Annotated in this window: 26 protein-coding genes and 1 pseudogene; 7 read left to right on the plus strand and 20 right to left on the minus strand. The window is 37.2% G+C overall.

The window, feature by feature from the left end; all coding sequences use genetic code 11:
• Window positions 1-633 precede the first annotated feature (633 nt).
• The 5 genes from F984_RS10160 (at window position 634) to F984_RS10180 (ending at window position 5,926) form a co-directional block, all read left to right on the plus strand.
• Window positions 634-3,306, plus strand: a complete 2,673-nt coding sequence (locus tag F984_RS10160) for a TonB-dependent receptor (RefSeq protein WP_004709084.1) — start codon at window positions 634-636, stop codon at window positions 3,304-3,306.
• 110 nt (window positions 3,307-3,416) lie between these two features.
• On the plus strand, window positions 3,417-4,133 hold the full coding sequence (locus F984_RS10165; RefSeq protein WP_004709085.1) for an energy transducer TonB: 717 nt from the start codon (window positions 3,417-3,419) through the stop codon (window positions 4,131-4,133).
• A gap of 40 nt (window positions 4,134-4,173) precedes the next feature.
• On the plus strand, window positions 4,174-5,055 hold the full coding sequence (locus F984_RS10170; RefSeq protein ID WP_004709087.1) for a MotA/TolQ/ExbB proton channel family protein: 882 nt from the start codon (window positions 4,174-4,176) through the stop codon (window positions 5,053-5,055).
• A 15-nt stretch (window positions 5,056-5,070) separates the two neighbouring features.
• Window positions 5,071-5,493: an ExbD/TolR family protein gene (locus F984_RS10175; RefSeq protein ID WP_002050154.1), complete on the plus strand. Its 423-nt coding sequence runs from the start codon at window positions 5,071-5,073 to the stop codon at window positions 5,491-5,493.
• A gap of 19 nt (window positions 5,494-5,512) precedes the next feature.
• Window positions 5,513-5,926 (plus strand): ExbD/TolR family protein, encoded by a 414-nt coding sequence (locus tag F984_RS10180; protein WP_004709090.1) that lies wholly within the window; start codon window positions 5,513-5,515, stop codon window positions 5,924-5,926.
• A 73-nt stretch (window positions 5,927-5,999) separates the two neighbouring features.
• Here the strand turns inward: F984_RS10180 and F984_RS0103830 are convergent.
• From F984_RS0103830 to F984_RS10195, 4 genes and pseudogenes are all read right to left on the minus strand, one after another.
• Window positions 6,000-6,125: pseudogene (locus tag F984_RS0103830) on the minus strand (GNAT family N-acetyltransferase); the annotation flags it as partial.
• Window positions 6,126-6,228: 103 nt separating this feature from the next.
• Window positions 6,229-8,394: a malate synthase G gene (locus F984_RS10185; protein WP_004709092.1), complete on the minus strand. Its 2,166-nt coding sequence runs from the start codon at window positions 8,392-8,394 to the stop codon at window positions 6,229-6,231.
• Between the two features lie 370 nt (window positions 8,395-8,764).
• The gene (zapE, locus tag F984_RS10190; RefSeq protein WP_002050256.1) at window positions 8,765-9,907 is read right to left on the minus strand and encodes a cell division protein ZapE; all 1,143 of its coding nucleotides are present in this window, start codon (window positions 9,905-9,907) and stop codon (window positions 8,765-8,767) included.
• A gap of 83 nt (window positions 9,908-9,990) precedes the next feature.
• The gene (locus tag F984_RS10195; RefSeq protein WP_004709095.1) at window positions 9,991-11,010 is read right to left on the minus strand and encodes a helix-turn-helix domain-containing protein; all 1,020 of its coding nucleotides are present in this window, start codon (window positions 11,008-11,010) and stop codon (window positions 9,991-9,993) included.
• Between the two features lie 121 nt (window positions 11,011-11,131).
• Here F984_RS10195 and F984_RS10200 point away from each other — a divergent pair, with 121 nt between their 5' ends.
• Both F984_RS10200 and F984_RS10205 read left to right on the plus strand, forming a co-directional pair.
• Complete coding sequence (locus F984_RS10200; protein WP_080631549.1) at window positions 11,132-12,679, plus strand: flavin-containing monooxygenase; 1,548 nt, start codon at window positions 11,132-11,134, stop codon at window positions 12,677-12,679.
• Between the two features lie 46 nt (window positions 12,680-12,725).
• The gene (locus F984_RS10205) at window positions 12,726-13,637 is read left to right on the plus strand and encodes a LysO family transporter (protein ID WP_002049769.1); all 912 of its coding nucleotides are present in this window, start codon (window positions 12,726-12,728) and stop codon (window positions 13,635-13,637) included.
• Here the strand turns inward: F984_RS10205 and pyrF are convergent.
• From pyrF to F984_RS10285, 16 genes are all read right to left on the minus strand, one after another.
• Complete coding sequence (gene pyrF / locus F984_RS10210) at window positions 13,634-14,332, minus strand: orotidine-5'-phosphate decarboxylase (RefSeq protein WP_025467815.1); 699 nt, start codon at window positions 14,330-14,332, stop codon at window positions 13,634-13,636. The genes F984_RS10205 and pyrF overlap by 4 nt on opposite strands.
• Before the next feature lie 168 nt (window positions 14,333-14,500).
• A complete protein-coding gene (locus tag F984_RS10215; protein WP_002049904.1) occupies window positions 14,501-14,866 on the minus strand; it encodes a lipopolysaccharide assembly protein LapA domain-containing protein in 366 nt (121 codons plus the stop codon).
• A 24-nt stretch (window positions 14,867-14,890) separates the two neighbouring features.
• The gene (locus tag F984_RS10220; protein ID WP_002050043.1) at window positions 14,891-15,193 is read right to left on the minus strand and encodes an integration host factor subunit beta; all 303 of its coding nucleotides are present in this window, start codon (window positions 15,191-15,193) and stop codon (window positions 14,891-14,893) included.
• Between the two features lie 156 nt (window positions 15,194-15,349).
• Window positions 15,350-17,023 carry a 30S ribosomal protein S1 gene (gene rpsA / locus F984_RS10225; protein WP_002050239.1) on the minus strand — a complete coding sequence of 558 codons (1,674 nt, stop codon included), beginning with the start codon at window positions 17,021-17,023 and terminating at the stop codon, window positions 15,350-15,352.
• A gap of 104 nt (window positions 17,024-17,127) precedes the next feature.
• Window positions 17,128-17,814 (minus strand): (d)CMP kinase, encoded by a 687-nt coding sequence (gene cmk, locus F984_RS10230; RefSeq protein WP_002049899.1) that lies wholly within the window; start codon window positions 17,812-17,814, stop codon window positions 17,128-17,130.
• Window positions 17,815-17,824: 10 nt separating this feature from the next.
• Entirely contained in the window at window positions 17,825-18,265 is a 441-nt protein-coding gene (locus F984_RS10235; protein ID WP_004709101.1) for an SRPBCC family protein, read from the minus strand.
• 69 nt (window positions 18,266-18,334) lie between these two features.
• Window positions 18,335-18,838, minus strand: coding sequence for a tRNA adenosine(34) deaminase TadA (tadA, locus tag F984_RS10240; RefSeq protein ID WP_031944625.1), 504 nt, complete (start codon window positions 18,836-18,838; stop codon window positions 18,335-18,337).
• A gap of 6 nt (window positions 18,839-18,844) precedes the next feature.
• Window positions 18,845-19,969, minus strand: coding sequence for an enoyl-CoA hydratase/isomerase family protein (locus F984_RS10245; protein WP_006580787.1), 1,125 nt, complete (start codon window positions 19,967-19,969; stop codon window positions 18,845-18,847).
• Window positions 19,966-20,679, minus strand: a complete 714-nt coding sequence (gene ung / locus F984_RS10250; protein ID WP_004709105.1) for a uracil-DNA glycosylase — start codon at window positions 20,677-20,679, stop codon at window positions 19,966-19,968. Before ung ends, F984_RS10245 begins: the two co-directional genes overlap by 4 nt.
• A gap of 50 nt (window positions 20,680-20,729) precedes the next feature.
• The gene (locus tag F984_RS10255; protein WP_004709107.1) at window positions 20,730-21,326 is read right to left on the minus strand and encodes a 6-pyruvoyl trahydropterin synthase family protein; all 597 of its coding nucleotides are present in this window, start codon (window positions 21,324-21,326) and stop codon (window positions 20,730-20,732) included.
• Between the two features lie 229 nt (window positions 21,327-21,555).
• The gene (gene gspK, locus F984_RS10260) at window positions 21,556-22,515 is read right to left on the minus strand and encodes a type II secretion system minor pseudopilin GspK (RefSeq protein WP_004709110.1); all 960 of its coding nucleotides are present in this window, start codon (window positions 22,513-22,515) and stop codon (window positions 21,556-21,558) included.
• Entirely contained in the window at window positions 22,515-23,384 is an 870-nt protein-coding gene (gene gspJ, locus F984_RS10265; protein WP_004709112.1) for a type II secretion system minor pseudopilin GspJ, read from the minus strand. Before gspJ ends, gspK begins: the two co-directional genes overlap by 1 nt.
• Complete coding sequence (gene gspI, locus F984_RS10270; RefSeq protein WP_004709113.1) at window positions 23,384-23,764, minus strand: type II secretion system minor pseudopilin GspI; 381 nt, start codon at window positions 23,762-23,764, stop codon at window positions 23,384-23,386. Before gspI ends, gspJ begins: the two co-directional genes overlap by 1 nt.
• On the minus strand, window positions 23,754-24,305 hold the full coding sequence (locus F984_RS10275; RefSeq protein WP_004709114.1) for a type II secretion system protein: 552 nt from the start codon (window positions 24,303-24,305) through the stop codon (window positions 23,754-23,756). Before F984_RS10275 ends, gspI begins: the two co-directional genes overlap by 11 nt.
• Before the next feature lie 9 nt (window positions 24,306-24,314).
• Window positions 24,315-24,923 carry a TetR/AcrR family transcriptional regulator gene (locus tag F984_RS10280; RefSeq protein WP_000375838.1) on the minus strand — a complete coding sequence of 203 codons (609 nt, stop codon included), beginning with the start codon at window positions 24,921-24,923 and terminating at the stop codon, window positions 24,315-24,317.
• 37 nt (window positions 24,924-24,960) lie between these two features.
• Window positions 24,961-25,734 (minus strand): TatD family hydrolase, encoded by a 774-nt coding sequence (locus F984_RS10285; protein ID WP_004709116.1) that lies wholly within the window; start codon window positions 25,732-25,734, stop codon window positions 24,961-24,963.
• Window positions 25,735-25,746 lie beyond the last annotated feature (12 nt).

The following is a 25,746-nucleotide window of genomic DNA, read 5'->3' on the forward strand; positions in this document are numbered from 1 at the left end:
TAAATTCAAGTACCCAGAGTTTTGTAACTACTGAATATAAAGCGAATTTCATGCCATCTATTGGTATTCATAATAAAATATTTAAGATTATTCGAAATTCATATTTTTATTAGGTACTTAAATCCGTTTGAACTATATAAATAAAAGTTACTTTTTGCCAAATATTATATTTGTATATGTTAATCATTTAACATCTTAAATGCACAAAAAAAATACATTGATGATTCATAATGCATCATATTAATTCATTTGTACCAAATAAAAAATATAAATTTAATTATTTGATATTTAAATAAAATTATGTGAAAAAATCTTACAGAAAATAGTATAACATTACATATAGTAAAGTTCTAAAACGATACATTTTTATTTATTAAGTATGTGAAGTGTCCATTAATGTATATTTTTTATACAAATAAATTTGAAACTTTTAGCCAATATAAAAAAATTTGCCAAACGGAAAATTTATTTTTCATCAAAACAAATAAAGACTCTGTCTTTAAACATAATAAAATCAATATTTATCAGTATTTTGCATAAACTAAAAAAAGAAAAATATATAGTTGGCACTTGCTTTGCTTAAAAGCATTACAGCAATATCGCTAACTACAACAAAAAGGGATCAAGTCCACGATGAAAAAAAAATACAATGTTCGATCTCAGGTAACCCCCAAGATCGGCAAGACAATACTTAAATTAAGTACCCTTAGTTTAAGCATGATGTGTCTTACCATGGCACAAGCAGCAGAAACTGAACAAACAAGTAATGATGACAAACCAGCAAAAGTTGTAAAAGTTGCCGTTACAGGCTCTTCAATCAAAGGGGTTGCTGCACAAAGTGCTTCACCAATTACCGTTGTAAAAGTTGATGAAATTTTAAAACAAGGGGTAACTTCAACTGAAGAAGCATTAGCTAAGATTAGTGCAAACCAATCAAACTTCGTAACTGCTAGCAACGTGGGCGCTAGTAAAACTGTGGGGTCAGCAGCAAACCTAAGAGCTTTAGGGGCAAACAAAACTCTTATTTTACTGAATGGTCGTAGATTAGCTGCCAATGCATACGATAGCGGAGTAACCAATTTAAATATTATTCCACTCGCTATGTTAGACCGTATTGAAGTTTTACGTGATGGTGCTTCTTCCATTTATGGAACAGATGCAATCGGTGGGGTTATCAACTTCATTACTAAAAAGCAGTTTACGGGTCTTAACTTAACTGCTGGGTATCAAAAACCAGAAGAAAAAGGTGGAGATCAACAAGACTACAGCATTTTCGGCGGTTTTGGTGACTTAGAGGAAAATGGCTATAACGTTTTTGGAGTTGTCGATTACCGAAAAGGCGATGATGTCATGGCCCAAGACCGTAAAGTCAGTCGACGTGGAGGCATATTACCTGAATTAGGTGTAAATAAAACCAGTAGTGGTTCATTCCCAGCCAATGTTCCAGGTTTAGGCAATCCTTATGCATCTATAGGTTGTAGCAATGACCCTCTAGTCAGCAGTCCTGATGGCAAAACTTGTAGATATAACAGCCAGGCTGTTATTGGAATTGTTCCAAAAACAGAAGATATTTCTGTAATGGGCCGTGCTACTTTTAAACTCAGCGATAATTTTAATGCAATTGCTGAATATTTATATGCAAGAAATGAGGTTACCACTTCAGTAGCACCAGATGTATTCTTTGATTTAACACTAGATCCTAGTAGTAAATATTATCCAGGAAATGGCATAACTCCTGCTCTTGCTGGTGCAACGGGCCCTATTGATCTTTATTTACGTTCACAAGCTGGTAATCGTATCAGTAATAGTATTAACCAGTCACATCGAATATTTGCCGGTATTGAAGGTGAAACTCATGGCTGGGATATCAATTCAGGTGTGACTTATGCGCATAGTAGTGCCTCTGATGCTATCTTGAGTGGATATTTAGACTATGACAAAACTCAAGAGGCTTTAAACAATGGCACCTTAAATCCGTTCGGACCGCAAAATTCTGAAGATGCTGGTGTATGGGATCAACTAGGTGTTAAAGGCAAATATTTAAAAGCCAACTTAGATACTACAACTGTCGATTTCACTGCAAGTCGATCTATTTTCAAACTACCAGCAGGTGATGTCGGATTCGCCGTTGGAGCAAGCTATCGTTATGAAGATTGGACTTCAAAGGTAGTTGCAGATGTTGCTCGACTAGCTCCTAGTACAGGTACTGATCCAGACGAACCAGAAAACAAGGGCGATCGTAATATCAAATCGGTATTTACCGAATTCCACATTCCACTGCACAAAACTTTAGAAGCTCAAATTGCTGCTCGTTATGATGACTATAACGATTTTGGCGATACGTTTAATCCAAAATTTGCACTTCGTTGGGAGCCGATTAAACAGTTAATGTTCCGTACCACTTATAGTACAGGTTTCAGAGCTCCTACACTTTGGGAGGTTAATGGACCAAATTCAGTAACGAATACAGGTGCGACATATGATGACCCAGCACTTTGTCCTGGAGGAGTTGTACAACCTGGTGGTAAACAAGAGCGCGACTGTAATATGCAGTTCAAACGCCAAAATGGTGGGAATAAGAGTTTAAATCCAGAAGAGTCTAAATCTTTTACAGCGGGCTTAGTATTTGAACCTGTGAAAAATTTAGCCTTCACTCTTGATTACTTTAATATAGAAGTGGATAAGCAAATTGCTACTCTATCTGAAGCAGCTATATTTGCAGATCCTGTGAAATATGCAGACAAATTTGTACGTAATGCTGACGGCTCACTAAATTATATTATTACCACACAACAAAATTTAGGTGGCATTAAAACATCTGGTTTTGATGTGGGCTTAAGTTGGGTTTCACCAATGACTGCCACAGGCCGATTTGGTTTCAATATTGATGGTACATATATCACTGACTACAAATATCAAGCAGAACCAGATGGTGACTGGAAAGGTGTTGCAGGGTCATATAGCGGCTTAGATTATCAATCGATTATTTTGCGCTGGAAACATACCGCAAACCTGAACTGGAATTACGAAAACTGGGCTTTAAACCTACAACAAAACTTCTCTCGTGGTTATCAAGATCAAAATGCAAATGATCAAAACCATAGAGTAAGTGACTATACAACCTACAATATTTCAGGAACTTACAAAGGATTTAAAAATCTAGAGTTAACAGCAGGTATTAAAAATATATTTGATGAAGATCCACCTGCTTCTAACGTAATTGATAACTTCCAAATGGGTTATGACCCACGTTACGCAGATCCTTTAGGACGTACTTACTTTGTACGAGGTACATATAAGTTCTAAATGGTTGTTCTGCAAATATAACTGTCAAAAGTTAGTTTGCAGAACAAATACTCATTCTTAGCCAAACAGTCATTTTAAAAAATTGTTTGTCTACAGTTTCAGGAGTAACTATGGGCATGACTTTTACAGACATAGAAAATAAATCTGCCAAACGCCTTATTGGTATTGGCGCAGTACTTTTTCTGCATCTTCTTGTTGCCTATATTCTGATGTCAGGTTTAGCAAACAATATTCAAAAACCAGCAGAAAAACCTGTGGAATTACAAATTATTCAGGATATTAAACCGCCTCCTCCACCAAAACCAGAGGAGCCAAAACCTAAGGAAAAACCACCGGAGCCGCCAAAAATGGTCGAAAAGGTTGCCAAGGTTCCTGAGCCGCCTAAACAGGTAGAAAAAGTAACGACACCGGTACAAAAAACTACTCCGGTAGCTCAACCGACTAAAGTCGCTACTCCGGCTCCTGCTGCACCTAGTACTCCTTCTCCGAGCCCTGTTGCTGCACCCGCTCCAGTGGCGGCTGCTGCACCAGCACCTAAACCAACTGGCGTGACTCGTGGCGTTTCAGAAGGTTCCGCAGGTTGTGAAAAACCAGAATATCCTCGCGAAGCACTGATGAATGAAGAACAAGGTACGGTACGTATACGTGTTTTAGTTGATACATCCGGCAAAGTTATTGATGCCAAAGTGAAAAAATCGAGTGGCAGTAAAACCTTAGACAAAGCGGCAACTAAAGCTTACAGCTTATGTACATTCAAACCAGCAATGAAAGATGGCGTGCCTCAGCAGGACTGGTATGAAATTGAATATCCATTCGTAATTGAATAAACAATTGAATGAGTAAGAAATTAAAAATATTGGAGATAACATGATGAAAAAATCAACTCAACCACTAGTACGTTTCGCTTCTGCAAGTTTAATCGCAGCATGCTCACTGCTCCCATTAAGTACAGTTTTTGCAGAAGAAACCAGTAATACTCCTGTTGCAACAGCAACTACTGAAGCGGCTTCAAACGCAAGTACTCCTACTCCGCCTCCAAAGCCTGCAACGAGTGAAACTGTTAAAAACCCTTATGGTCTAGAAGCTCTTTGGCGTGAAGGTGATTTAGTTGCTAAATCTACCCTATTCATACTCGTACTTATGTCTATTGGTACGTGGTACATCATTGTCTCTAAATTCTTACAACAAGCAAAAGTAAAACGCCAAGGTAAAGAAGCAGAAAAAAGTTTTTGGGAAGCCACTTCTCTTGATAATGCCACTGACGGTTTGGAACAAAGTAGCGCATATCGTTTTATTGCGGAAAAAGGTATTAACTCAACTAAATCACACGGCGGTTCATTACTTGAACGCATTGACTTTAATACTTGGGTCAGCATTTCAATACAACGTGCGATTGAAAAAGTACAAAACCATTTAGGTGGAGGTCTAGCCTTTCTAGCAACGGTTGGATCTACTGCACCTTTCGTGGGTCTATTCGGAACAGTATGGGGAATCTATCACGCGTTAACTGCTATCGGGATTTCAGGTCAAGCATCTATTGATAAAGTAGCAGGACCTGTTGGTGAAGCACTTATTATGACTGCTATTGGTCTTGCAGTTGCAGTACCGGCTGTACTTGGTTACAACTGGTTGACTCGACGCAATAAAGCAGTAATGGAAAACGTCCGTTCATTTGGTTCAGATTTACATGCAGTTTTATTAAGCGGTGAAATTAATACCAATAATTCAGTTAACCGCAGCATTAAATAATAAGGAGCAAACATTATGGGTATGAGTGTTGGTTCTGAAGATGATGACGAAATGATTGGAACAATTAATACGACACCTTTGGTGGACGTCATGTTAGTTCTACTTATTATTTTTCTTATTACTATTCCGGTAGTTACTCATACAGTTCCGGTGAAACTACCAGAAGAAAAGAATACGCCGTATGCAACCACACCTGAAAATATTCAACTCTCAGTTAATAAGAAAGGCGATATTTTCTGGAACGAAAGTTATGTACCAAATAAAGAAATACTGTTAGCAAAATTGCAGGCTGTAGCACAAAAAAGACCACAGCCAGAAGTACATATTCGAGGAGATCAGCTTACCCATTTTGAAGCGATAGATCAGGTCATTAGTACGACCAAACAAGCTGGTATTGGCAAAATTGCCTTTGTTACTACACCTCCAGCCACCCCGTAATGATTTTAAGGAGAATTTTATGGGTATGAATGTCGGTTCAAATAATGATGACGATGTGATGTTGGAAGTCAACATGACACCGCTTATTGATGTCATGTTGGTACTCATTATTATGTTTATTATTACCATACCTGCACCAAACAACGCGATTAATATTAATTTGCCAAATGGCACACCGCCACCAACAAATGAAAAGCCACCTGAAGTGATTGATGTAAGAATTGATGCAACAGGCAAAGTATTTTGGAATAACCAAGCGGTTTCGGACCGAAAGGCACTAGAGACTTTATTTCAAGGTGTTGTTGCAAAAAAAGATCAAGACCAGATCAAACTCAAACCAGACCAGATGGCTGAATATAAAAATGTAGCGATGGTTATGGCTACAGCACAGCGTTTAGGTGTTACTAAAATTGGAATTGTAAGTAGCAACTAGTATTTCTTTTAATTTATATAGCTCCATTATCTCCAACGCTAACTTGAATTTTCAGTTAGCGTTTTTTTGAAGTATCCTCCACTTTAGACTCAGCAATAGAATATACATTTGGTGCAACATAGTCCTTTTGAGAATCATCTAATGATAATTTTGCGCATAGAAGCCAATTCTCACGATCGAGATTTTTTAAGTTAATCAAACTTGAAATCCTTTATTTATAAATTCACACCTTATCTGTAAGCACAAAATATACCGAAAATAAAAAAAGCCTCCGAAGAGGCTTTTTTTATAACAGGTTTAAATTAGTCACCTGTATAACCTTTTAATTTTAAGCGAGCAGCGTGTAGTAACGGTTCAGTATAACCTGAAGGCTGTTCACAACCTTTAAAGATAAGGTCTGAAGCTGCTTGGAAAGCAATATTCGTTTCAAAGTTAGCTGCCATTGGTTTATACAATGGGTCATTCACATTTTGCTCATCAACAATTTTTGCCATGCGTTTAAGCACTTCTTCAACTTGTTCACGAGTCACAATACCGTGACGTAACCAGTTCGCAACGTGTTGAGAAGAAATACGTAATGTTGCACGGTCTTCCATTAAACCTACGTTGTTAATATCAGGAACTTTTGAACAACCTACACCTAAGTCAACCCAACGAACAACATAACCTAAAATCCCTTGGCAGTTATTTTCAAGCTCATTGTTGATCTCTTCTGCTGACCAGTTTGTATCAGCTGCAAATGGAGGTGTTAACAAGTCGTCTAATGACAACATTTCTTCAGCTTTTAGCTGATCTTGACGTGCTTTTACATTTACTTGATGGTAATGCATCGCATGAAGTACAGCACCAGTTGGTGATGGTACCCAAGCACATGAAGCACCAGCATTTGGATGTGCAGCTTTAGTTGCCAACATATCTTTCATGCTGTCTGGTTTTGGCCACATACCTTTACCAATTTGAGCTTTACCTTGTAAACCACATTTCAAGCCAATTGCAACGTTACGGTTTTCGTAAGCAGCAATCCATTTTTGTGTTTTAACAGCTTCTTTACGAACAACTGGTGCAGCTTCCATAGAAGTATGGATTTCATCACCTGTACGGTCCATGAAACCAGTGTTGATAAAGATAGTGCGATCTTTAGCAGCAGCGATACAGTTTTTCAAGTTTACAGATGTACGGCGTTCTTCATCCATAATACCGATTTTTAGAGACTTCGCTGGTAAACCTAGTGCTTGCTCAGCACGTTCAAATAACTCTACAGCAAATGCAACTTCTTCAGGACCATGCATTTTTGGTTTAACAATATACATAGACCCTTTACGAGAGTTTTTATTTTCGTTCGTACTACGGATATCAGCAACTGATAACAATGGAGTTACCAATGCATCCATAATACCTTCGTAAATTTCTTCACCATCTACTAAAATCGCTGGATTCGTCATTAAGTGACCTACGTTACGAAGTAACATAAGTGAACGACCATGAAGTTTTGTTGTTCCACCGATTAAGTTTTTAATCTCGCGGTCTTTACTTAACGCACGAACAATTGTTTTACCATTCTTTTCGATAGATTCTTGAAGTGTACCCTTCATTAAACCTAACCAGTTACGGTAACCTTCAACTTTTTCTTCCGCATCTACAGCTGCAACTGAGTCTTCAAGATCTTGAATTGTTGTAACCGCCGCTTCAAGTGTTAAATCTTTAACACCTGCTAAATCAGTTTGACCAATTGGGCTATTCGCATCAATTTCAATAATGACATGCAAACCATTACTTAAAAGTACTACTTCTGAAGGATTTGCTTCTTCACCATTGAAACCAACGAACTGGGCTTCATGAGCTAAACCTGTTTTAGTACCATCTTTTAAAGTCACAACAAGTTTGTTTTGCTCAATTGCATATTTAGTTGCATCAGCATGTGAACCTTGTGCAAGTGGGAAAACTTCATTTAAGAAATTCTTAGCGAACTCAATTACCTTAGCACCGCGTACAGGGTTATATCCTTTCCCTTTTTCAGCACCACCTTCTTCTGAAATTACATCGAAGCCGTAGAGTGCATCATACAAAGAACCCCAACGTGCGTTTGCTGCATTTAAGCAATAACGTGCATTACGTACAGGCACTACTAACTGCGGACCTGCTAATAATGCAATTTCTTCGTCTACGTTTTCAGTTGTGATCTGGAAATCTTCAACTTCTGGTAATAAATAACCAATTTCAGTTAAAAACGCTTTATAAGCACCTAATTCAAATTTGTTATTACGGTGCCATTCATCAATTTTTGCTTGTAATTCATCACGCTTAGCCAATAACGCTTTATTTTTTGGGCTAAGATCGACAACAACTTGCTCAAAGTTCTTCCAGTAAGTTTCACTATCTAGACCAGAACCTGGTAAAGCTTCATTTTCGATAAAATCGTAAAGTTCTTTAGCAATCGCTAACTTGCCTTTTTGAATACGTGCAGTCATTGTCTTTCCTGAAGTTGCTACTTTTTATACCAAGAGAAACCTAGTATACCGATTTAAATTAAGCTGAATACTAATATCACATTCCTAAATAGTAAGCATTTTCCCTTGCAAAACTATTGACAAAGATAAATTTTTCTATATAGGAAAATATTAAAATTCTAACTAGGTTTCCCAACAATTTATTCAATATTGAAAGATACTGAAACTAGACTTTTTGTTAACATACAAAAAGTTTCACTATCTTATTTTTTCTAAAGCGTATTTAGTTATATCAAACTTTGCACAATGAAAAAGTATTATTTAGCTAAATTTATCTATTTTTGTTGTAAAAAAAGCGCCCTATTTAGAGCGCTCTTTTATATCTCATTTCTTAAGAAGTTTTAGTAGCATCAATATGACGATGCTCAGAATGCAAATACTCATCTGATTGCATTTCTAATAAACGAGAACGCGTACGCTCAATCTCAAAAGCCAATTTCTCGCCTTGATAGATATCAATAATGCTGTCTTGAGAAGTTAAGAGTAACTTCACGCCACGATCATAAAATTCATCGACTAGATAAATAAAACGACGTGTACCTTCTGACAAGAAGTCAGTTAAGTGCGGAACATTACTCACCAGAACAGTATTATAAATATTGGCAATTTCAATAAAGTCTGCAGGACTACGCGGCTTTAAACAAAGTTCAGAGAACTCACACCATAAAACATCTTCTGTGTGACCTAGCGTTTCAACAACACGGTTATTAATCACAATTGGTTCATGAGAATTTGTTTGCGTTTGAGTTAAAGCACTATAACGCTCTGCGATCCAGTTTTGAGCTTCATTGCCCAGTGGTGATTTAAACAATTGAGCTTGTTTTAAAACACGTAAACGGTAATCCACACCCGCGTCTACATTTAAAACGACACAGTTCTTTTTAACCATTTCAATTGTGGGAATAAAACGATCACGGTGAATCCCGTTTTTATATAAACCGTCTGGTGCAATATTTGAAGTTGCAATGAGTGTTACACCGCGAACAAATAACTTCTGGAATAAATCACTCAAAATCATTGCATCTGTTACGTTTGACACGAAAAACTCATCGAAACAAATAACAACAGCATCTTTATAAATTTGATCAGCCACGATATCGAGTGGATTACGTTGGCCAGAAAGTTTATTTAATTCTTTATGTACATGTTGCATAAAGTGATGGAAATGCATACGCGTTTTACGGCGAAATGGCACAGACTCATAAAATTGGTCCATAAGCCAAGTTTTACCACGTCCTACACCACCCCACATATATACACCTTTTGGAGAGGTTTGACGGCGAAAACGACGAAAAGCTTTTTTAGAAGCTTTATAACGATTTAAAAGTTCTTTCCATACACGATCTAATTCTTGCACTGCCTGTGCTTGTGCTTCATCTGCCATGAACTGGCCTGAAGCCAATGCCTCAGCATAGCGCTCTGCTGGGGAAGAAGGAGTAAATGCAGTACTATGAGAAGATTTTAAATTTAACATATCATTTTATTTCAATTTTAACTTAAGAGAGTATAGCGAACATTTTGTCCGACCACATTAGCTTTTAGCATCAAGAGTTATGCTCAGTAAAACTCTTTTCCATATTGCCGAGGGCTCTGTCCAAACCATCTTTTAAACGCATGATTAAAAGCGGCAGGTTCAGAATAACCAAGTGCTTCTGCAATAACTTCAATTGAATACTCTTTATATTCCATAAGCTTAAGCGCCTTATTCTTGATAATCTGTTCACGAATTTGTTTATAACTCGTATTAAGCTGCTGCAATTGATGCCTTAATGTCCTTTCAGGCATTTTTAAAGCAAAAGCGGTTTCCGCCATGCTCGGGATAATTCCTTGTTGTAGCTCTAAATAATCTTGCACATATTGAATAATAGGTGGTATTAGATGATCTTGTTCATTTAATCGTTTAATTTCTTTAATACATTTAGCTTCATAGATACGATGAGTAATAATATCTGCTGAAGGAATTTTTATATCAAGTACATTCCTACTTAGGCTAAATGCTGCATGTGTAGAATTAAAATGCAGATCATCTCCATAATATGAGAAATATTGAGCAACAGTATCTGGATTAGTCGGTTTAGGAAATGGCAGATCTATACGCATATTAGGCATTGATAAGCCCATCATGGTGTAAATATCTTGAATAAATTTATAAGTCCCTGAAATTTCACACTGGGCACGAAGTAAACCAATTTCTGTTTTTAAGTCGACCGGTAAATAGTTAAGAATGATATGTTTTTCGGTTTCTTGTAAACTCAAAGTGCCAAATAAATGAGTGAGTTTTTGATACTGTATCCCTTTTTCCAGTGCAGTTTGTATATCTTGACTTGTTACAAGTAGCATTAATAATGGACCATAACCTGCTAATGCATAGTGTTGCCCAATAAACAAACCTTTCTCCGGATCAACATTCTCACTAATAATTTGTTGTATATCCCATTCCAAACTGTCATGAATTGTTGAGCTTGGGTCTAAGGAATCTACTTTTATACCTATATCTGCCAAACGTGAGTCGACATCAATGCCCGCATTGCGCATTCCTTGAATTAAATAGATTAAACCAAGTGCCGATCGTTTCATTCTTCTATCAATTTCCCTAGACTGAAATGTTTTACTATAAAGAAGTAATAAAATTAATTGCCGAATATATCAATTTTCACGTCGGTACAATCATGTTTAAACTGTTCAAAAGAAGTTAGTCTTGCCTGCAATCCTCTTTAGCGCATATGCAGGGTTTCCAATGCTAAATTCAAAACAACATGCTACTCAAAAAACTAAAATCGCAATTATTGGTGCTGGATTCGGTGGCCTTGCAATGGCTATTCGTCTATTACAGAACAAGCAAATAGATTTTCTTATTTTAGAAAAATCCACTGATGTAGGAGGAACTTGGCGAGAAAATCGTTATCCAGGAGCTGCCTGTGATGTACAGTCACACATGTATTCTTTATCTTTTGCACCTAAAACAGACTGGTCAAAACGCTATGCTGAAGCCCCTGAAATTTTTGATTATATTCAAGATATAACTAATAAATATCAAATAAAAAACTACTGTAAGTTTAATCATGAAGTTACACATGCACAGTATGATGAAACGCGACATGTATGGATGTTAGATTTTGCCAACCAACCTTCTCTAGAAGCACAATTTGTAGTATTTGCATCTGGTCCATTACATATTCCACAAATCCCTCATATTCAAGGTATTGAAAAATTTAAAGGTAAAGTTTTTCACTCCTCCCAATGGGAACATAGCTATAGCCTAAAAGGTAAATCAGTTGCTTCGATTGGTACAGGTGGTAGTGCGATTCAATATATTCCAGAAATCGCAAAAGATGTTAAGCAACTATATGTCTTTCAAAGAACAGCAGCATGGGTTATTCCACGTGATGAGCGAAAATACTCCAGTTTAAGTAAAGCCCTATTTAAAACATCTAATCTTTATAGACAAATTCATCGTAGTCGCCTTTATTGGAGTAACGAATCACGCGTTGTGCCAATAGTTCAGCCTCAAATCATGAAATATGGACAAAAACTAGCCGAAGCTTTTATACACTTCCAAGTAAAAGATAAAGAATTAGCTAAAAAACTTACCCCAGACTTTGTGATGGGCTGTAAACGTATTCTTATTTCAAATAAATACTTCCCGACATTTAACCGTAAAAATGTGGAATTAGTGACGGATAGTATTCAAGAAATTAAAGAACACAGCATTATTACAAAAGATGGAAAAGAAAGATCTATCGATTGTTTGATTTATGGGACTGGCTTTATTACAGATCCCCGAATTTACTTAAAAGATTTTACTTGTATTGGCCGTAACCAAATTGAATTAAAGCAGGCGTGGAAGAACGGTGCAGAAAGTTATTATGGAATAGTGACGAAGAATTTCCCTAACCTATTCCAACTGCTTGGACCAAATACTGTTTTAGGACATAACTCGGTTATTTTTATGATTGAGTCTCAAGTTAATTATATTTTACAACTTATTGAACTCGTAGATAAATCTGGTCAACAAGCTGTAGAAATTAAACCTGAAGTCCAAGATACTTTCAATGAAGGAATACAGAAACAACTTCAAGGTACCGTATGGCAAGCAGGCGGTTGTAATAGTTGGTATCAGGCTGCCGATGGGAAAAACTTTTCTTTATGGCCAACTTATACTTGGAGGTATTGGTTAGAAACCCGTAAAGTTAACCCCCAAAATTATTTACTGCTAAATAAGTTCTCTAAGAGCTATGCAGCATAAAATGTTCAATACATAATAGATAGGTTAATAACAATCTATCTATTATATGCAATCTGTTAGCCTCATTATTCAAATTTTTATTGTAATAGCTTTTGGATACTTTCTTGGCCCTAAACTCTCATTAAATATTCGGCAGTTTATTTTTAAAATTTTGCCCTATTTTTCATATATTTTACTAACAAGTGTTGCTTTAGAATTAACACTTGCACTTGATCAAATTAATAATCCATCTACTATATTACCACCAGCCCTATTAATTGCATTTACAACATCTTTTGGTTCTTTTTTTACTTGTTTAATCGCCTACGCAATTTTTGATAAAGAAAGTGTTAAAGGAAAAATTTCACTTCAGCTTTTTATCAATGCTCTAAAAAATATTGCTAAGGCATTTCTAGCTTTAACTGTAGGTATCATTTTAGGTATTCTTTTTACTCGACTAAATATACATATTTCATTTAATAGTTGGTATCTGTTATTAGTCTTTATTTTTCTAATTGGCATCGAATTAGCTTTTACCCATTTTAACCGAACATGGTTAAGCTGGAAAATTCTTATTGTGCCTTTAGCTGCTTTTATAGGTTCATGTATAGCTGGTTTTCTTAACTATTTTATACTAGGCAATCATTTTACACTCAATGAAATGTTAGCTTTAGCCCAAGGCTATGGTTGGTATTCAATGTCAGGTATTTTATTTACACAATTACATTCAGCTGAGCTAGGTGGAATTGCCTTACTTACAGATCTATTTAGAGAAATAGTTGCAATTTTACTCATGTACACCATGGGATGGCGTTTTCCACGTCCAGCAATTTCAAGCGCTGGTGCCACCTCGATGGATGTAACATTAGCAATGGTAAAACAGTCATGTGGTACACATTATGTACCACACGCCATGATGAGTGGCTTACTTCTAAGCCTACTCGCTCCACTTTTAATTACTGTGTTTTTAAACTTTTAAGCAATCGAAGCAAGAATTGACTTCAACATTTGAGTTGGGTCTTCTGCTTTAGTAATTGGACGACCAATAACTAAATGGGTAGAGCCATCAAGCATTGCTTGTTTTGGAGTCACAATACGTTTTTGGTCATCTGCATTACTACCTTCTGGACGTATTCCAGGGGTAACTAAAGAGAAATCTTCTCCAATTAATTCACGGAGAATTTTAGCTTCTTGAGCAGAACAAACTACACCATCTAAACCACTCTCTTTAGTCAGTTTAGCTAATCTTTTAACTTGCTCTACAGGTTCAATATCTAAACCAATATCTTTTAAGTCTTCACGACCCATTGAAGTTAAAACTGTTACAGCAATTAACTGAGTTTGATAATTACCAGCCTTTAAACGCTCTACACAGGTTTCCATCATTTTTCGACCACCTGATGCATGTACGTTCACCATCCACACACCTAAGTCTGCCGCAGCACATACAGCTTGAGCAGTTGTATTAGGAATATCATGAAATTTTAAATCTAAGAAAACTTCGAAATTTTCTTCTTGAAGTTTTTTTACAACAGATGGGCCTTCATGAGTAAAAAGCTCTTTACCTACTTTTACGCGGCATAATGTAGGATCAAGTTGTTCAACAATTTTTAAAGCGTCATATTGGCTTTTAGCATCCAACGCAACAATGATACTCAAGAGACTTTCTTCCATCATATAAAATCAGCGCTATTATAATAGACAAGTCAGCTACTAATAAAGAAAACTATGAAGGCAAGTTTTTGAATAAAAAAATATTGATTTTAAATTTAATGAATGAGGAGAAATATAGGGAGGAAATACTACTCTCTATAACCAGATAAAGAGTAGTATTACGAATAATTATAAAGGAGTAGAGTTTTTATCTTGAGGATAAACATCTACCACAGTTTTTTCATGTCTTACATTTGCAGCTGCTTCTGCTGCTGCCAATTGAGCACTTTGAATTTGTTCTTTTCTCAAATGGTCAATATCTTTTCTAAGGCGTTTAATTTCCCAACCTTTTTGGAAAACTCGGAAAACTTGTACACCTAATAAAAGTCCAACTACAATTCCAAGCGCCAAGGTAAGCAACAATAATAAACCTAAACGCATTGCAGGAACTTGAGTAAATAATAAATCAACAGGAAGTTCTGTTGGGTTCTGCAAAACAAGTGCTAAAGAATAGCCAAATACAATAATGAGTAATGCAATTAGAATATAACGCATAGGCACCCCACTTATGAGTTTTATTTATTTTCCAGATTCATTCACTGCATCACGGAGTGCTTTACCTGGTTTAAAATGTGGAACAGCCTTAGCTGCAACATCTACTGACTTACCTGTTTTTGGGTTGCGACCAACTCTAGGTTCACGGTGGTGTAAAGCAAAGCTACCAAAACCACGGATTTCAATACGATTGTCAGTCGAAAGAGCTTCGATCATTTGATCAATCATGATTTTAACCGCTTCTTCCACCAATGGTTCAGCCAAGTGTGGATTTTTTAGCGCAATGCGTTCAATCAAATCAGACTTATTAAGAGCTTCAGTAGTCATCTACGACCTCGTTATTTATTACTACTCTAAGTCGTTTGATAATAACCTGTTTAAATACAAAACGGTAGCGCAGTATGTTGAATACTACGCTACCGTTTACAGTAATTTGTATAAAAAGTACAATTTCGTTACATGAAACTGTACTTTGTTAACTTATTACTTCATTTGTGCTTTGATCAAGTCACCAATAGTCTTAGGACCATTTTCTTGAGAAGCTGATGCTGTACGTAAGTTAGCTACTGCTTCTTTCTCTTCAGCTTCGTCTTTCGCTTTGATAGACAAGTTGATAGAGCGAGATTTACGATCAACGTTGATGATTTTAGCTTCAACTTCTTGACCAACTTCTAAGAATTTAGTTGCATCTTCAACGCGGTCACGGTTGATTTCAGAAGCTTTAAGAGTAGCTTCTACTTCGTCAGCCAACTTAACAGTTGCGCCACGAGCATCAACTGCAGTCACAGTACCTTTAACTAAAGCACCACGTTCGTTAGCAGCTAAGAAATCATTGAACGGATCGCTGTTCAATTGCTTGATACCAAGGCTGATACGGTTACCTTCAGCATCTACAGACAAGATAACTGCTTCAACAGTGTCACCTTTCTTGTAACGACGGATAGCTTCTTCGCCTTGTTCGTTCCAAGAAATATCAGACAAGTGAACTAGACCGTCGATACCGCCATTTAAACCAATGAAGATACCAAAGTCAGTGATAGACTTGATTGTGCCTGAAACTTTTTCGCCTTTCTCGTGAGACTTAGCAAACTCTTCCCATGGGTTAGCACGAGTTTGTTTGATACCAAGGCTGATACGACGACGTTCTTCGTCAACTTCAAGAACCATAACATCAACTTCGTCACCGATCTGAACAACTTTAGATGGGTGGATGTTTTTGTTAGTGTGGTCCATTTCAGAAACGTGTACTAAACCTTCAACGCCTTCAGCGATTTCAGCGAAACAACCGTAGTCAGTTAAGTTAGTAACACGTGCTTTAACGATAGAACCTTTAGGGTAACGGCTCATGATCGCTAACCATGGATCTTCGCCTAATTGTTTAAGGCCTAAAGATACGCGGTTACGTTCACGGTCAAATTTAAGTACTTTAACAGTAACTTCTTGACCAACTTCAACAACTTCTGAAGGGTGCTTGATACGCTTCCAAGCCATATCTGTGATATGAAGAAGACCATCAATACCGCCAAGATCAACGAATGCACCGTAATCAGTAAGGTTCTTGATAGTACCTGTAACTGTTTGACCTTCTTCAAGTTGAGCAAGTAATGCTTCACGGTCAGCAGAAGATTCAGCTTCCATAACAGCACGACGAGATACAACAACGTTGTTACGTTTAGCATCAAGTTTGATTACTTTAAACTCTAACTCTTTACCTTCAAGATGAGTAGTGTCACGGATAGGACGAGTGTCAACTAATGAACCTGGTAAGAACGCACGAACAGGACCGATGTCAACAGTGAAACCGCCTTTAACTTTACCAGAGATAACACCAGTAACGATTTCGCCATCTTCAAAGATTTTTTCAAGTTTAGTCCAAGTTTCAGCACGTTTAGCTTTTTCACGTGATAAAACTGTTTGACCCATACCGTTGTCAAGAGCTTCAACAACTACGTCAACAGTGTCACCAACCTGAACTTCAAGTTCACGTTGTTCATTTAAAAATTCAGCACGGTCAACAATGCCTTCTGATTTAAGGCCAGTGTCAACAGTAACCCAGTCGCTATCGATGTTTACAACAACACCTTGGATGACTGCACCCTTTTCAACGTTGAGGTTTAATTCACTTTCTTCAAAGAGGGCTGCAAAAGATTCGGTCATGATATACCTGATAAAGTCAGCGGTCTTGGATCAGACAAGGCCGGTTTAGTTAAGTATCAACATAGTCTTTATAGACTGATCAAGCTATGCGTCAACTGATAATCTTAGTTGCTAATAGTACGGCTATTGACATAATCAACCATTAACTTAAATACTTGATCGATCGTTAATTCCGAACTATCAATGATATAAGCATCTGCGGCTGGCTTGAGAGGAGCTACTTCCCGCTCCATATCTCTTTTGTCACGCGCTTGTATATTAGCTAAAATGTCGTTTATTTTAGCATCTAGCCCCATGCCCTGCAACTGTTTTACTCTTCGCTCAGCACGAGACTCTGCCGATGCTGTCAGGTAAATTTTTGCATTCGCTTCAGGGAAAATTGATGTTGCCATATCTCGGCCATCTGCCACTAAACCAGGAGTTTGCGCAAAGGCTCTTTGACGCTCAAAAAGTGCTTGTCTGAGCTCTGGTATTGCTGCAACTTTAGAAGCATATTCTCCAACTCGCTCTGTACGGATGGTTTGTGATACATCTTCTCCATCAAGGAAAACCAATGTTCCCTCTGCTGAAGTTTCAAACTTGATATTAAGCTGACGAGCATATTTCACACACTCATCTAAATGGCTATCTAATTTTTCTAACAAATCATGTTTATGTAATGACAACCCTAACAAACGATACAAAGCGCCAGAGTCAAGTAAATGAAATTGATAATAAGCAGCAAGTTTTGCCGCTAATGTTCCTTTACCCGAACCACTCGGACCATCAATAGTAATAATTTGAACTGTCATTGAACTCTCACTAAGAAGCAAATGCTTTAGCTAATCTCGAAAAGCCTAGTGTAATCGCTAGTTTTAGCTGTGCAAGAATTAATTTACTTACAACAGGAGCTTTTGCCGTTAATTCGATACGATAAGTAACCAAAGTAATATATGGAGTTATTTCAGAAAACTCGATACGACCTAAATGGTGCTTAACTAAGGGATTATCAATCAATTTATATTCAATACGCTTGTTTTCTTCGAGATAAGTGATTTCTTCTTTAAGTGGTTTAATCGTACCGAACCCCATACGACGAACAGAACCAACCCCATCGGGTCTTTCAGGATCTACTGAGTCTTTTACCCGTACAACTTGTAATGGAGCAAATGCCTTATTGTAAGTTGCATGTCTAGAAAGCAGGTTAAATACATCACTAAGAGGAGCATTAAATTCTTTTTGTATAGTAATTACATTACGCATGAAAGTTCCTTATTTAAATAAATCATGTCAATGAAACGGCGTTAGTTTGCCATATCCACATGACATTTTTTAATCATTTAAGGACGATTTTTGTTGCTTCTCTTGTTTCTTTTGTTCACGTCTTTGCTTAAAAAAAAGACTTAACTGCTGAGCACATTTTTCATGTAAACATCCCTGCTCAAAAGTAAATTTATGGTTGTAATAACCATTTTCTAATAATTGACGTGTACTCACTAGTGAGCCCGCTTTAGGCTCTACTGTTCCAAATACAACGTGTTTAATTCTTGCATGTACCAAAGCTCCCACACACATTGTGCATGGCTCAAGCGTAACGTACAAAGTCGCGTCTTCTGGTAAACGATAATTTTTTAATAATTGGCAAGCCGAACGAATAGCTTGAACTTCTGCATGCGCTGTAGGATCAGATAAACCAATTGGAGCATTAAAACCAGCTCCAATTAACTTATTTTGGCTTACAATTACAGCCCCAACAGGAATTTCCCCCTGCTCGGCCGCTAATTCAGCTTGCTCGTAAGCAAGCTGCATCCAATACTCATCACTAAATTTAGACATTATTTATTATGACACTACACCATACTGTCTAAGTAATGCATTCCAGCTATCAATAGTCGTAATTGGTGGGTCATCGGCCAAAATACCTCTTAATGTGAGGTCTTCACAGGCTTTCCACTCTGGCGATAAATCTTTATCGACTAAACGTGCACGCACACCTTCCACAAAGTCAGGGTGGCGAATTTTCCATTCAGAAATTTGCGCTTCCAGATCAAAAACTTCGTCCCAAGAATGAACTTGTTTACCCCATTGCCATAACAACCAAGTAATCGCTGCTGTACTTGGCGAACCCTTTTGTAAGTTTTCACTAGCTTGACGCAACCAATCACTGCTTGCATCGCGTAAGCTTACAATCGCCTGATAGTCTTGTTCAAAACTTGAACCACGACAAACGCTATGGATAACGTCTAAAGAATTTTGCAATGGTCCTGCTGCAACCGGACGGTGCAAACTATTTAAAGTATCGTCAATCGCACGGAAATCACCTGCAGGATAGTGAGCCCAATTAATATTCAATACTTTTTGCAGAACATTATCACGTTGTGCTTCGCAAATATGCGTCGCCCAACCAATGCTGTAGGCCCCAGCGGCAGTCATGATAGAACCCGTCAAACCGGTAAATAAACCAATTTGCCCACGGTCAGCAAGGAAACGGCTTGCACCTACATCTGGGTATAAGCCAATATTAATTTCAGGCATTGCCAAACGTGAATACGGTGTAACTAAGCGGAAAGGCGCAGCCATAAACAAGCCTAAACCGCCGCCCATTACATAACCTTCGCCCCATACAACAACTGGTTTTGCATAATTATGCAAAAGTAAATCCAAAGCATATTCTTGCTGGAAAAACTTATTTGCTGTTTCTACTTCTTGATTAATGACCAGCTGACGTAATTTGCGTACATCTCCGCCTGCACAAAAAGCTTTTGGTGTTGTCGAGTCCAACCAAATTGCTTTTACTCGCTCATCATCACGGAAGTCTTCAAATACTCGTAATAAAGCCGTTACGATTGATTCATCTAAAGCATGTAATGATTTAGGTCGATTCAAACGTACTATACGCCAACCATTTTTCGCTTCTTCAACTACCAAATCCGGATGATAGCTATTTACATTGGGAGAGTTCATCATGCGTCCAATTGCCAGTCTATGGGCTCAATGCCATGTTGTTTCAAATATTGATTTGTTTTTGAAAACACTTTGCAACCAAAAAAACCACCACGATTAGCCGCAAGTGGTGATGGATGTGCAGCAGTTAAAACTAAGTGTTTTTCTCTATTTATACGTTGCCCTTTACGTTGTGCATAAGCACCCCATAAAATAAAAACAATGTGCTCGCGTTGTTCATTTAAGACATCAATTACTGCGTCAGTAAACTCTTCCCAACCTTGTTTTTGATGTGATGTGGGCTGTCCTGCTTCTACAGTAAGTACACTGTTTAATAAAAGTACACCTTGCTCGGCCCATTTGGTTAAATCACCATGACGCGAAATTGGTACACCTAAATCTGTATTTAATTCATGAAAAATATTACGTAAAGATGGAGGTAATGCAACCCCTCTTTGTACAGAGAAACTTAAGCCATTTGCCTGATTCGGTCCATGATATGGATCTTGCCCTAAAATCACGACTTTTACACGATCTAAAGGTGTAATATTTAACGCATTAAAAATTTGTTTACTAGGTGGATATATTGTTTTTTGAGCCTGCTTCTGTTGAAACAGGAAGTCTCGCAAACTATCCATGTAAGGACTCAGCAAAAATGGAGTTAATGATCTTTTCCAGCTTTCTTCTAATTGAACTTTACTGAGTTTGTCTTGCTGTTGCTCAGTTAATTGCATTAATGTCATCCTAGATCAATTTTCATTTCTACAAACAAAAGGACGTTAACTTACACTTCTACTTGTAAGTTAACATGTGGATTCTGAAACTTAATCCCTTGTTTTAAATTTTCATACATTTTTGGATCAGTCCATTCAGATTGAACTTGTTCTGAGAAAACAATACCTTCAAGGTTTAGTAGTCCCATTTGTTCATTTTGAATATCTTCAAGAAAACTTTGGGCATACCCTGTATCAGTTTCATGAACAATCACTGAATAAACTTCAACATCACCTTCCCCATTTTGGGTAATGGTTGATTTTAATACTTGCTGAGCTAGATAGAAGAAAATACGAGAAAATTGCTCGGCAGATGGAGACACTGGTAAAGAAATCCAACGTGCACTAAAAGTTTTACAAGCATCGATATATTGTGGATCATCTTTTTCCCAGAAACAAATCGCATGATCAAAACTATCAAAAAGGTCCTTAATCACACCTTTTAATAGTCCAAAATCATATACCATTTGTCCATGATCTAATTTCGAAGCTTTAAGTAATAACTCGACTTTATAACTGTGCCCATGAATCGATCGCTTACAACGATCTGATGTACAGTTACGTACTACATGTGCATTTTCAAACTTAAATAACTTACGAATTAACATGTGCCAAATCGATCATTCCTTCTAAGAACATTATTATAAAGCAAAAGATAAAAACTTCGCACCACTTTTCAAATAGAAACAATTAGCAAAAAGTATGATAAGAGATGTGAAGGAATTTTGAAGATATTGATTTTTACTTTAAATATTGTCTATACAGAAATATGACCTCATCCCTTTTATTAATAAGCTTCAAGTATTACAGACTTAGGAAAAATATCAATAAATTTATTTAGTTAAATGGAGCCAAACTCCTTGAGTAGACATATACTTGCTTATCTTTTCGCATTAAGGCGCTAGTAAACTGGCGCTTCCTATTGTTTAGAACAACTTCAATTTGAGCTTGAAAGAAGTTAGATTTAACATCAATAAGACCACTTGCCTGCTTTTTCTTTTGACTATCAACCGCTGAAAAAGCACTCAATTGCCACAATTCATCAACATTTTGGAAGAACTTTAAATTTTGCTGTCGCGCCTGTAATTCTTTTTCGATCGCTCCAACATCTAGTTTTTCATCAATACTTGCTAAAACCAATGGTGAAGCAGTATTGATGTTTAATTTCGTATTTTCTGGCAAAGCAGAAATATATGGGGCGATCAAATCATATTTTTTCCCATCAAAGCCTCTAACTAGCTTTAACTCTTCAATACGGTGAAATTTAGTATTCGCAGCCATATAGCTAGGATCTAAGCCTTGATAATAACTACTTTCTGCTCCCATTGGTCCAGCTGGCTCATCATTTGGGTCTTGCCAATCAATCACAGCCTGACTTAGCTCAGCAGGTAAACCTACTCGCACAAGCAAACGTTCAAACCAACTTTTAGCATCTTCATTTACCATACCTTCCCCATTGGTCAAATTATTTAAGTTAAATTTCCCCGACTCATCAAGCAAACGCCCTGAGACAGAACCATCTTCTACTGGGAACGGTGGCATAGGTTGTGCCCATGTCTCTTTTAAATGATCTACTCCACCCGCATTATTTGCATCTTGAATTAATAACTCCGAGAAAAAAGCTTCTGCACTTTTTGCATAGAGCAAAGATTGATTTTGACGCATTAAATAAGCTGTATTTTCCATAGTATTATTTTGATGTTTGGCAATAGAAGCAGCTAAAATTGTAGCCAAGGCAACCATAATAAGTATTGTCAGTAAAGCGACACCCTGTTGGTGCTTATAATTTTTAAACATTATGAGCCACCTTGTGGGGAAAGCGATAAATTACTTTGATTTAAGCTATAGATCCATTCATAACTTACTCCTGCTACAGTAAGTTGAATTTTTATTCCTTTCGGTAATTTTTTCAATTCGTTAGGCTTTGTTGGATCAATATTAACCTCAGGCCACTTTGTTACCTCTTGCGGAGTCAAAACCATAATCTGATATTGGTCAACCTGACTTAGCAAGGTACTCGATAAAGGTTGCTCATTATTCGAAGTATTCAAATTTGTATATTTAAGACGATATAATTTTTTTTGGTCTGCATCATAACGATATTCAATTCGTTCAAACGGTGATAAACCTTGTTTTAAAGGATCCGTTACACCTGCTTTGCTAAAACGCAGAATTTGATTATCAATTTCTAAAGCTGGATGAAGTTGGCCACCTTGATTTGCAGATAAAGGAATAATTTGCAGACTATCACGAAGAATTTGTTGATAAGCATCTTGTAACTCAAACAAATGCACTTCATGTTCAGCATTACGGTCACGAACTTTAAGCAAGTAATCGAAAATTTTCCACCCCAATAAGGATAAGACCGCAAAGATAGCAATCGCAACTAACAATTCAACCAACGTAAATCCTGAGCGAGGATTAACAAAGCGAAGCTTTGTCCAAGCGCAAGATGAAGAGCAATGCTCTGAATAGCCAGTCGACACACCACCTGATCGCGCCGCAAGACGAGAAACCATGTTTCGAGTGTGATGCTCTCTAAAGCGAAGCTTTGTCTGAGCGTAAGACGAAGAGCTATGCCCAGAGTAGTCAGTCGGAATAACACCCGACTGAGCTCTAAGATGAGAAGCAATGCTTTGAATTCGAAAATTCTTATTTTTTATCATTATTTTGCTTTCACTGGATAATTAAAAAAGACCATATGAGTAATACCGTTTTGTACTTTTCCCTTATCCGGATCATATAAGCTAACTTGTACATCAATTTTTTGAACATTAGGGCTAACAGTTGATTCAGCTGATTTATCAATCTGCCAAGTCTCACCTTGAGAAGTTACTTGCTTACTTTGAGTGCCCTGCAACCACTCTTGATTAATCTCCATCATAGCAATTTCATTCATAGCTACAAATTGAGCTTTAGTTCTTAAAATGGCATTAGAAGTAGACTGAGTGTACTGCATTGCCACTTTAGTTAAAGCAACAGCTGCTACTGCAAAGATTGCCAAAGCAACCATAACTTCTAAGAGGGTAAAGCCTTTAGATTTCATTTATTTTACCCAAGTGATCTATTTGTATTTCTGAACCAATCGGTTTTTGCTCTAGATAAAATTGTATTTTAACGGTCTTGGCTTCTCCATTGCCAAACCAGATAAGCTGAGGTGTTTGTCCACCAACCAAATCGGTATTTTTAGCTTTAGAATAATTCTCGCCATCTAAAGGCTGTACTGAAAAAGACACATGCGCAGGAAGTTGTCGTGTTTTAAATTCACTATATTTCTGCCAGCGATTTTTTAAGTCTTGTACTTGTAAAGTGCTTTGATCGTGATATTCATATAATTCATAAGAAAATGGTGAGACATCTGTCTCACCATGAGTTTCTAAAGCTAATACACGTGATTGGTCTAGTGATTCTTTATTAATTTTCTGTAAATCGAGTAAAAATAACTCTCTTGCCTGCATAGCCTTTTTTTGGTCTATACCACCGATATTCAATACAACAAGTGAAGTCATAATTGTCATAATCACAATGACTACCATCACCTCTATGAGGGTAAAGCCTTTTTGTGATTGAAATGATTTCAATTTCATATTGACCTATTAAGCGTATTGTTCAACTGCTTGTTTCGGTAAGGCCAACGCCTGATCAATATAAGCTACTCTCAAAGTGTCTCTTGAACCCAAATAACGTTGGTAAAAACTTGAATTCAGAATTGCCGCAGCTCCATGAGTAAGAGACCAAATTGAAGCCAAGTAATCTCGCGTAGTCATATGACTCTGGATTGATTCTAAATAATGATCAGTCATACGAATAATAATACGTAAGCGCTGTTTTCTTACTTGATACAGTTCATTAAAAAGATGATGCACACCTTGTGCTGTAATCGAAAGCTTTTCTTCAATTTGATGGAACAAAACTGTTCGTTCCGGGTGGTGCAAATGATGCAACATAAAGAAAGCCAAATGCTCTGGAAAAGCTTTCTCAGTGTCTTGGACCATTTCGAGTAACATGCGCTCATTACGAATAATCAACAACATGTACAATTCATCTTTGCTTTGAAAATGTTTGTACAAAGTACCTTTTGCCAAATCAAGCTCAGCAGCCAGCACATCAAGTGTCATTCCGGCTTCGCCATTTTCTAACAACAACTGTTCCGCAACTTGAAATATTAACGCTTCTCTTGCTCGGAACTGAGCTTGACGGTCCATCTTCACGCAATTACTCTCTTTGTATAGTTTCTATAAGTTAAATCGCTTTGAGTAAATTTTCGAAATTTTGCGAGGTGATTCTTGCAATTTCCTCAACCGATTTATCATATACCTCACTAAGTGCTTTCGCTACATAGGGTACGTATTTTGGTTCATTTGTTTTACCACGATATGGCACTGGAGCCAAATAAGGACTATCTGTTTCAATTAAAAGTCGATCTAAAGGCACTTGCTTGGCAACATCTCGTAAATCTTGAGCATTTTTAAATGAAACAATACCTGAAAAAGAAATATAGTACCCGCAATCTAATACAGCTTTTGCTGTTTCCCAGTCTTCAGTAAAACAGTGCAAAATACCATGCGTAGATTGTTCAGCTCGAATAATATCTACCGTATCATGTTTTGCTGAACGCGTATGAACAACTACTGGCTTTCTTACATTTTTAGAAGCTTGAATATGTCGAGCAAAACAAGCCTTTTGCTCATTAATAAAATCAGTGCTATGGTAATAATCTAGGCCTGTCTCACCTAAAGCCCACACTTTTTCTGATTGAGCTAACTCAGTCAGATACTCAGTCGTTGCTCGGGCCATGATATCTACATCCTCACAAGGATGCACACCAACGGTATACCCAACGTCTTCATGACGCTTTGCGATTTCAGCTAAAGCAATATGATCATCAAGGTCAACTGAAATTGCCATAAACTTAGAGACACCTTCTGCTCGCGCAGCAGCAAGGGCAAGATCTAAATCACCATTATAAGGTGTTAAATCTAACATTGTTAAATGGCAATGGGTATCAACAAACACTGTTCTTTCCTA

The organism is Acinetobacter nosocomialis NIPH 2119 (assembly GCF_000368085.1).
Lineage (GTDB): Bacteria > Pseudomonadota > Gammaproteobacteria > Pseudomonadales > Moraxellaceae > Acinetobacter > Acinetobacter nosocomialis.